Raw genomic sequence first — 8,743 nt, forward strand, 5'->3', positions numbered from 1 at the left:
GAGGTGCACTATGCCGTCTCGCCCGCCACGGCGCGGCGCAAGTGGCCCACGCCGGTTGTCTTGCTCGCCGGCGGGCCCGGGCTCGGCGGGATCGACAGCGCACCGGGCGTGCTGGGCATCCTGCGCCGCGTGAACCAGCGGCGCGACATCGTGTTCGTCGACCAGCGCGGCACGGGCCGCTCGGCGCCGCTGGTGTGCGACGACGGCGGGCAGCGCCCGCTGGCCGCGCAGGCCGACCTGAACCTCCAGGTGGCCGAGGCCGCCGCCTGCCGCGAGCGGCTGCGCAAGCTGCCCTACGGCGACCTGGCCCTGTTCACCACGCCGTACGCGACGCAGGACCTCGAAGCCCTGCGCATCCAGCTCGGTGCGGCGAAGATCGACCTCGTCGGCACCTCCTACGGCACGCGCGCGGCGCTGGACTACCTGCGCCAGTTCCCGGGCGCCGTGCGGCGCACGGTGCTCGATGGCGTCATCGGCCCCGATACCCTGCAGCCGCTGAGTTTTTCCACCGACGGCCAACGCGCGCTCGACGCATTGCTGCTGGCCTGCGAGCAGGAAGCCGCGTGCCAGGAGAGATACCCGCAGCTGCGGCGGCGCTGGGCGGACCTGCTCGTGGGCCTGCCGCGCGAGTTGGTGGCCAGGCATCCGCTGACCGGGCAGCCCGAGCGCTTCACCGCCACGCGCGCCATGGTGCTGGTGGCCGTGCGCGGCGCGCTGTATTCGCCCGCCGTGGCCGCGGCGCTGCCGTTCGCCATCGACGAGGCGGCGCAGGGGCGCTTCGAGCCACTGGTCGGGTTGAAGGACATGGCGTCGCCGCGCGGGGCCGCGTCGCCCGCGATGGGAATGCACTACTCGGTGGTGTGCGGCGAAGACGTTCCGCGCCTGGCCGCCAGCGCCGACAAACCCGGCGCCGACTTCGGCACGGACTTCGCGCGCTTTTACGAACAGGTCTGCGCCGAGTGGCCGCGCCGCCCGATGCCGCCGGCGTTCTACACGGTTCCCCGCGCGGCATCGCCCGTGCTGGCGCTCAGCGGCGGCCTGGACCCCGCCACCGCGCCGCGCCACGCTGAGGCCGTGGTGAAGGCGCTGGGGCCGAAGGCGCGCCATCTCGTCGTCGCCAATGCCGGCCACGGCGTGCTGGCGGTCGGGTGCCTGCGCGACGTGGCGTTCCGCTTCATCGACGCCGACGATGACGCCGCCGCGCTGGCCGCCGATGCGGCGTGCGCGAACGCCGTTCCGCGTCCCCCCGCCTTCCGCCCGTACGTTCTGGAGCTCCCCAAATGATCGTGATCGACCATGTTGCCAAGCAGTTCGCGGCGCCGTCCCCGGCGCCGTGGGGGCTTGGGTTCAAGCAGGGGCTGCCGAAGACCGTCCATGCCGTGCGGGACGTGAGCCTGACCGCCGCCGACGGCTGCGTGACGGGGCTGCTGGGCCCCAACGGCGCGGGCAAGACGACCACGCTGCGCCTGCTGGCCGGGCTCATCGCGCCCGACGCGGGCACGCTGTCCGTGGACGGCATCGACGTGGTCGCGCAGCCGCGCGAGGCGCTTGCGCGCATGGGCCTGCTGGGCGACGCGCGCGGCCTTTATCCGCGCCTGAGCGCGCGCGAGAACATCGTGTACTTCGGCATGCTGCAGGGCATGGGCCGCGGCGCGGCCAACGCGCGCGCCGAAGCGCTGGCCCGCACGCTCGACATGACCGCGCTGCTGGACCGGCGCACCGACGGCTTCAGCCAGGGCGAGCGCATGAAGACGGCGCTGGCGCGCGCGCTGGTGCACGACCCGGCCAACGTGGTGCTCGACGAGCCGACCAACGGGCTGGACGTGATGGCCACGCGCGCACTGCGCGAGGCCCTGCGTTTTTTGCGCACGCCCGAGGGCGGCAGCAAGTGCATCGTCTTCTCCAGCCACATCATGTCGGAGGTGGAGCGCGTGTGCGACACCATCGTGCTGGTGGCAGGCGGCCGCACCGTCGCCAGCGGCACGGTGGAGGCGCTGCTGGACCAGACCGGCGAGACCGATCTCGAGGATGCCGTCGTCAAACTGGTCTTCGACGAGAAACGCCAGGCCGCGGGCCAGGCCGGAGGCCCGGCTGCGCGCCAGGCCGAGGCGGTGTCGCCATGAGCGCGCCGGACGGGTTCCGCACGGCGATGGTCGTGCTGCGCAAGGAGATCGTGGACGCGCTGCGCGAAACGCGCACCTTGCTGGTGGTGCTGGCGTCGGCGCTGCTGGTGGGTCCGATGGCGGCTGTGTTCATCCTGACCGGCGTCGACGACGCGGCGGCCGAACGCCGGGACATCGTGGTCTCGGGGATTTCGTACGCGCCCAGCCTTCGGAACTACCTGGAGCGCCAGACCTACACCATCCGCAACGCGCCGGCGGACTTCGAGGCGCGGCTGCGCGCATCCACGGCGTCGGACCCGGTGGTGGTCGTGCCGCGCGGCTTCGAAGCAGCGCTGGAGCAGGGCGATTCGCCGCTGCTGGAGGTGGTCAGCGGCAGCAGCGGCCGCGAAGCCAGCGCGGACGTGGCCCGCATCCAGGGCGTGCTGGACGGCTTCGTGCGCGAGCGCGTGGCCATCAGCTTCGCTCTGCGCGGACTCTCGCCCGAGCTGCTGCAGCCGGTGGTGCTGCAGAACCGCCCACTGGCCAAGCCGCAGTCCACGGCCGCCACGTTCGCCCGCATGCTGCCGTTCCTGGTCATCATCGCCGTGCTGTACGGGGCACTGAATTCCGCACTGGACACCATGGCCGGCGAGCGCGAGCGCGGCTCGCTGGAACCCTTGCTGACCAACCCCTCGCTCTCCTGGGCGCTGGTGCTGGGCAAATGGGGCGCGGTGGCCGGCGTGGCGATGCTGGTGGCGGTGCTGTGCTGCTTGAGCCTGATGGTCACCCAGTGGGTGGCGCCCGGCGGCCGCCTGCAGACGCTGCTGAGTTTCGGTCCGCAGGAGGCGCTGCTGTCCGTGCTGATCATGGTTCCGTTTGCTGCGGCCCTGTCCGCCGTGCTGATGGCGGTGGCGATCCGCTGCAAGACCTTCAAGGAAGCCCAGGCCAGCAGCAACCTGGTGGTCCTGGCGCTGTCGCTGCTGCCGGTCTATTCCATCTTCAACAGCGGCGAAGCCGATTGGCAGCTGTGGATTCCCGGCCTTGCCCAGAACGTCCTGATGGGGCGCATTTTCGGCGGCGAGGCCAATTCGGCGGGGCAGATGCTTGTTCCGCTTGTCGCCGGTGCGGTGCTCACCGCGGCCGGCATCGTGTTCATAGCGCGCAGCTTGCGCGAGGCGGCAACCAAATGACCCAGGCGAATCATGGCGACGGCAACCTGATGCCGATGGACCCGTCCCTGCAAGCACACGCGCACCCGCACGGGCACCCGCACGGGCCGCCGGCGACGCAGAGCTATGGCGACCTGTGGCGCCTGATCAGGCTGTCCAATCCCTCCGGCGTGCTGCTGTTCTTTGCGCTCGTCACCGCGGCGGTGGGAGCAGGCGCCACGCTGTGGTTCCCGATGCTCACCAAGCACTTCATCGACGGCCTGGGCGCCGGCGGCATGGACTGGAAGAAGGCCGGGTTGCTGGCGGCGGTGCCGATCGCCGGCAGCCTGGTCGGCGCCCTGTCCAGCTACATGCTGGCGCGCGTGGGCTACGACGTGGTGGCGGTGCTGCGCAACCAGCTGATCGCCAAGCTGCTGAACCTGCCGATCTCGAAATTCGACGAGAGCGACACCGGCGAGCGCGTGAGCCGCGTGGTGAACGACTGCCAATCCATCTCGGGGCTCGTCACTTCGCAGGCCGTCGGCCTGGTCAGCAACCTGATCGTCCTGGGCGGATCGATCACCTTCCTGCTGGTGCTGGACACGCGCCTCACGCTCACGCTGCTGGTGTGCATCGGCATCGCGTTCGCGGTGGTGGTGCCCGTGGGGTTCATGATGAACAAGCTGTCGCAGGAACTGCAGGACCGCACGGCCCGCCTGAGCGGCATCCTCACGCACGTGTTCTCGCAGATCCGGCTGGTGAAGGCCTACACGGCCGAAGCGCGCGAGCAGGCGCGCAGTGAGGAAGAGACCGCGCAGCTGCGCAGCATCGGCCTGCGCACGGCGCGCGTCACCGTGGCGCTGGAGCCGATCATGGGGCTGGCGATCACCATCTCCATCGCCACCATCCTGATCTACGGCGCGTCGCGCGTGGGCGCCGGCGACATCGGCGTGGGCACGCTCACGGCCTACATCCTCTACATCTTCAACATCACCACGCCGCTGGCCGGCCTGACCGGCTTCTTCGCCGAGTTGCAGCGCGCGCGTGGCGCCTCCAGCCGCATCGCCGCCATCCTGCGGGAAGAGGGCGAGGACGCGCAGCCGGGGCTGGAGCCGCCGCGGCCGGGCGGAACGCTGGAATTCCGCGAGGTGTCGTTCGCCTACCCGGGCAAGGAAGCGCCGATCCTGCGCGGCATCGACCTGGTCTTCGCGCCCGGCCGCACCACCGCGCTGGTGGGCATCAGCGGCAGCGGCAAGACCACCATCCTGTCGCTGATCGAGCGCTTCTACGCGCCGACGGGCGGCGAGATCCTCTACGACGGCCGGCCGATCGCCGCTAGTTCGCTCAACGCATGGCGGCAGCGCATCGGCTACGTGGCGCAGGACGCGGCCATCATGCCGGGCAGCGTGCGCGACAACATCACCTACGGGTTGTCCGGCACGTTCAGCGACGAGGAGGTGCGCGCAGCGGCCACGAAGGCCGGCGCGCTGTCGTTCATCGAACGGATGCCCGAGGGCTTCGACTCCAATCTGATCGAGCAGGGCAACAACGTTTCGGGTGGCCAGCGCCAGCGCATTGCGATTGCGCGCATGTTCCTGCGCGACCCCGAGATCCTGATCCTGGACGAGGCGACCTCCAGCCTCGACAGCGAGACCGAGCACCAGGTGCGCACGGCCCTCGAAACGCTGATGCATGGCAGGACCAACATCATCGTGGCGCACCGGCTGTTCACCGTCATGCACACCGACCGCATCTACTTCCTGGAAGAGGGACGGATCTCCGGGGTGGGCACGCACGCCGAACTGGTCGGCTCGCATCCCTACTACGCGAAGCTGGTCGAGCGCCAGTTCCAGATGCTGCCGGAGCCGGCGCTCAAGCTGCCCGCGTAGCGCGTTTCCAGGAGTGCATCGCCGACTGGCTACGACATCCCGTAGCAGCCGCGGCGAATGCACCCGCGACGATTGCAACCATGTTGGAGCACTGCCGATGGACGCCATGAAGAACAGCGAACTTGCGTGGGCCGTACTGGTCGAGCCGAAGCGCGCATTCGCCGCGCTGCGCGAGCAGCCGAAATTCTGGTTCCCGCTGATCGCCGTGGGGCTCGCCTACACCGCGTTCTTCCTCTGGTACTACAGCGCGGTGGACATTGCCTGGCTCGGCGACCACATCGTGGGCAGCGACCCGCGCATGAAGGACGTGAGCGCGGCCAACCGCGCCACCGCGGCAGGGATGCTGTCCAAGAGCTTCCTGCTGTGGGGCTCGCTGCTGACCGTGGTGGTCGCAACGCCGGTGCTGCGGCTGATCGAGGCTGCGTGGTTCTTCCTGGCGGGCAGGGCGGTGAACACGCCGTTCTCTTTCAAACACTGGATGGCGCTCGCCTGCTGGACGGCCTGGCCCTACCTGCTGCTGGTGCTGGTGATGGCCGTCCCGATGCTGGCGCATCCCAACGGGCAGGTCGCGCAGGAATCGCTGAACCTGCTGTCGCTCAACGAGCTGGTCTTCCACACGCCGCTCGGGCATCCGTGGAACACGCTGCTGGCCACCCTGACGCTGCTGCATCCGTGGGTGTGGTGGCTCACCGTGCTGGGCACGCGGCTGTGGACCGGCCGCTCGTGGCTGTTCTGCACCGTCTTCGCGCTGCTGCCGGTGGTGGCCCTCTATGGCGTCTGGGCGCTGATCTCCCTGTTCTCCGCGTGAAAGGTGCAGCCATGGACAAGCTCGCGACATCGCCCGTGCTGGACGAGAACCTGTCGAACGACCTCTCGGCCTTCGTGCTGGGCATCGACCATCTCGCGTTGGCGGTGCCCGACCTCGAGGCCGCGGCCGCCTGGATCCGCGACGTGCTGGGGTTCGCCCTGGTGGAAAAGCGCGAAACCATGGGCGCGCGAACCGGCATGAAATCGGCCGTGCTGCGCGTCGGCCCGGTGACCATCGTCCTGACCGAAGGGATCGGGGCGACCTCGCAGGTCTCGCAGTTCGTGGAGGAGTTCGGCGCCGGCGTGCAGCACGTCGCGTTCCGCGTCAACGATCTGGGCAAGGCGGCAGCGGTGCTGGAGGCCAGGGGCCTGCAGTTCAGCTCTCCGCGCCTGGACAGCGACAAGCTGTCGCAGATTTTCTCCACCCGCAACGCGGCCACCGGGCTGATGGTCGAACTGATCGAGCGGCAGGGCGGTTTCGAAGGCTTTCGCGACGAGAACGTCCAGCGCCTTTTCGACTCGCTCGAGAGCCGCAACCTGTACTGAACACTTCGGGACTTTCCATGCCAGATTCCTACCTGCGCAGCGACACGCTGGTCGAGCCTTTGCAATGCGGCTGGTACGCCTGGGCGCACACCATCGCGCCGGTGCAGTACGGCTTCAACCTGTCGCAGTCGCAGCTGCCGCTGCTGTCCACATTCGTGGCCAACCCGTCGGCACATGAGGCCGCGCACGAAGACGCGGGCAACATTTCCGGCCCGTTCGTCAACCTGGCCAGCGATGCCGTGCCGGCCGTGCAGGCGCTGATGGCGGCCACCACGCAGAAGTGCCAGCCGATCATCGATTTTTCCGAAGCGGTGCACAAGTTCGAGAAGCACCTGCGCACCACGGCCCTGGGCTTCAGCCTGGACCCCACCTACACGCAGGCGCCGCCCGCGCTCGCCGGTTTTGTGGAGGCGTCCTACGACCTGCACAACCGCCCGCAGCTGCGGGTGCTGGAGGAGCTGCTTTATCGCAGCCCGCTGTCGGGCGCGTCCACCCAGCAGATGTCGCTGGTGAAGGAAAGCGGCAAGACGCGGCGCTTCTTCCTGAACACGCCGCGGTTGCCGTCGCCCGGCCGGATCATCCTGGACATCCCGTTCAACGACCCGCGCTGGGAAAAGCTGGCAAAAAGCCGCATCGTGCCGGTGTCGGTGCCCGACCTCGCGGAGGAGCTCGGTGTGCCCCAGGAGCAGCGCGAGCTGTTCGGTAGCCTGTTCTCGCCGGAGCCGCCGCAACGCAACATAGAGCGGCCGCAGGGCGACGCCGTGCGCGTGCGCTACTTCGGCCATGCCTGCATCCTCATCGAGTCGGCCGACACGTCGATCCTGGTGGACGGCGTGTTTGCCAGCATCCGGGACGAGGGTGCGGCGAAGCTCACCTTCGACGACCTGCCGGACCACATCGACTACGTCTTTCTCACGCACGCGCATGCTGACCACTTCAGCATGGAAAACCTGCTGAAGCTGCGCGGCAGGGTTGGAACGGTGCTCGTTCCCCGCAACAACCCGATCAACCTCGCGGACCCCTCGATGCGGCTCATCGTGCGCGCGCTGGGGTTCACCGACGTGCGCGCCATGGACCAGTTCGACGAGATCGCGCTGCCGCGCGGCGGACGGCTGATGAGCCTGCCCTTCCTGGGCGAGCACTCGGACCTGACGATCCACAGCAAGCACACGCTGCACCTGTCGCTGAACGGTCGCTCGCTGCTGTTCCTGGCGGACTCGGCGTGCGCCGACCCGGTGCTCTACGACCGCGTTTCCGAGGTGATCGGGCCGGTGGACGCCATGTTCATCGGCATGGAGTGCGACGGCGCGCCATTGACCTGGCTCTACGGGCATTGCCTGACCAACCGCCCCAGCCGCAAGATGGACGACTCGCGCAAGCTGTCCGGCTGCAATGCCGAGCAGGCCTGGACCATCACCAAGGCGGTGGCGCCCAAGCGCACCTACGTCTACGCGATGGGGCAGGAGCCCTGGATGACCTTCCTGATGGGGCTGGCGTACACGCCGCAGAGCATCCAGATCACCGAGTCCGACGACTTCGTGGCGCGCTGCAACGACGGCGGCATTCCCTCGGAACGCCTCTTCGGCGCCAAGGAATTGAGCGTCGGCTGATTCGTCGCGCCGCATCGCGCGCAGAATGGGCGCAGGTGCTTCTGCCTCACTTCCAATATAAGGAGCCTGCAATGCAGACTTGGCTGATCGGTGTATTCGTGATCCTGGCCGCGGTCGTAGGCTTGATCTGGTGGAGGCGTGAATCCGCCGCATCGGCCGCCGACGTCCACAGGGGACTGAAGGACGAGGGCGGCGGCGCGGTTGCAGCCACCGTCGCAGCGACTGCGGCGGCCTCTGCCAGCTGTGCCTCGGTCGATGCGAGCAGCAGCTCGAGCTCTTCCTGCTAGCCAGAAAAGCCCTGGAGTATCTGGGGGTGTTGACACCCCGGGTAGACCACTAGATAATCGAGGGCTCGGTTGCAAACAACGGCCGAAACCAACGCGACGGACAGGCAGTAGCAGTTCGCAGCAAGTTCAGATGGCGCAAGCAAATACTGCAAACGTTAAATTGAATTTGATAGTTGCGAAGGTTTTGAAAGTTGTTGTATGATCGAGGGCTTCGCTGATCGCAGCGTAGCAAGACGGAAGATGAGGCGCACTGCTGAGTTTTCCGGGGTTCATTAAAAACATACAGCCGATAAGCGTGGGCGTTTGATGGCGATTGCCAAGTTCTTCGGAACAAATCAGACGCTCAACGAAAAG

The 8,743-nt window shown here is 68.2% G+C and carries 9 protein-coding genes; 8 read left to right on the plus strand and 1 reads right to left on the minus strand.

The window, feature by feature from the left end; translation table 11 throughout:
• The 8 genes from H0U68_RS00845 to H0U68_RS00880 all read left to right on the plus strand — a co-directional run.
• On the plus strand, positions 1-1,284 hold a 1,284-nt coding region (locus H0U68_RS00845; protein WP_296352200.1), incomplete at its 5' end, for an alpha/beta fold hydrolase.
• Positions 1,281-2,123: an ATP-binding cassette domain-containing protein gene (locus H0U68_RS00850; RefSeq protein WP_296352202.1), complete on the plus strand. Its 843-nt coding sequence runs from the start codon at positions 1,281-1,283 to the stop codon at positions 2,121-2,123. The genes H0U68_RS00845 and H0U68_RS00850, both read left to right, overlap by 4 nt.
• The gene (locus H0U68_RS00855) at positions 2,120-3,292 is read left to right on the plus strand and encodes an ABC transporter permease (protein ID WP_296352205.1); all 1,173 of its coding nucleotides are present in this window, start codon (positions 2,120-2,122) and stop codon (positions 3,290-3,292) included. Before H0U68_RS00850 ends, H0U68_RS00855 begins: the two co-directional genes overlap by 4 nt.
• The gene (locus H0U68_RS00860) at positions 3,289-5,139 is read left to right on the plus strand and encodes an ABC transporter ATP-binding protein (RefSeq protein WP_296352206.1); all 1,851 of its coding nucleotides are present in this window, start codon (positions 3,289-3,291) and stop codon (positions 5,137-5,139) included. The genes H0U68_RS00855 and H0U68_RS00860 overlap by 4 nt, the downstream gene beginning before the upstream one ends.
• A gap of 97 nt (positions 5,140-5,236) precedes the next feature.
• Positions 5,237-5,947: a YIP1 family protein gene (locus H0U68_RS00865; protein WP_296352207.1), complete on the plus strand. Its 711-nt coding sequence runs from the start codon at positions 5,237-5,239 to the stop codon at positions 5,945-5,947.
• 11 nt (positions 5,948-5,958) lie between these two features.
• Positions 5,959-6,492 (plus strand): VOC family protein, encoded by a 534-nt coding sequence (locus H0U68_RS00870; protein ID WP_296352209.1) that lies wholly within the window; start codon positions 5,959-5,961, stop codon positions 6,490-6,492.
• A 17-nt stretch (positions 6,493-6,509) separates the two neighbouring features.
• Positions 6,510-8,102, plus strand: a complete 1,593-nt coding sequence (locus H0U68_RS00875; protein WP_296352211.1) for an MBL fold metallo-hydrolase — start codon at positions 6,510-6,512, stop codon at positions 8,100-8,102.
• A 71-nt stretch (positions 8,103-8,173) separates the two neighbouring features.
• Positions 8,174-8,389 carry a hypothetical protein gene (locus H0U68_RS00880; protein WP_296352212.1) on the plus strand — a complete coding sequence of 72 codons (216 nt, stop codon included), beginning with the start codon at positions 8,174-8,176 and terminating at the stop codon, positions 8,387-8,389.
• Positions 8,390-8,515: 126 nt separating this feature from the next.
• Here H0U68_RS00880 and H0U68_RS00885 read toward each other — a convergent pair.
• Positions 8,516-8,743: hypothetical protein (locus tag H0U68_RS00885; RefSeq protein ID WP_296352213.1), on the minus strand; the 228-nt coding region annotated here is incomplete at its 5' end.

Source organism: Ramlibacter sp. (assembly GCF_013697775.1).
Lineage (GTDB): Bacteria > Pseudomonadota > Gammaproteobacteria > Burkholderiales > Burkholderiaceae_C > Ramlibacter.

Bases quoted from the DNA above. Each gene is read 5' to 3' on its own strand.
- H0U68_RS00850 (WP_296352202.1), top strand. From the start codon at position 1,281: ATGATCGTGATCGACCATGTTGCCAAGCAGTTCGCGGCGCCGTCCCCG.
- H0U68_RS00855 (WP_296352205.1), top strand. From the start codon at position 2,120: ATGAGCGCGCCGGACGGGTTCCGCACGGCGATGGTCGTGCTGCGCAAG.
- H0U68_RS00860 (WP_296352206.1), top strand. From the start codon at position 3,289: ATGACCCAGGCGAATCATGGCGACGGCAACCTGATGCCGATGGACCCG.
- H0U68_RS00865 (WP_296352207.1), top strand. From the start codon at position 5,237: ATGGACGCCATGAAGAACAGCGAACTTGCGTGGGCCGTACTGGTCGAG.
- H0U68_RS00870 (WP_296352209.1), top strand. From the start codon at position 5,959: ATGGACAAGCTCGCGACATCGCCCGTGCTGGACGAGAACCTGTCGAAC.
- H0U68_RS00875 (WP_296352211.1), top strand. From the start codon at position 6,510: ATGCCAGATTCCTACCTGCGCAGCGACACGCTGGTCGAGCCTTTGCAA.
- H0U68_RS00880 (WP_296352212.1), top strand. From the start codon at position 8,174: ATGCAGACTTGGCTGATCGGTGTATTCGTGATCCTGGCCGCGGTCGTA.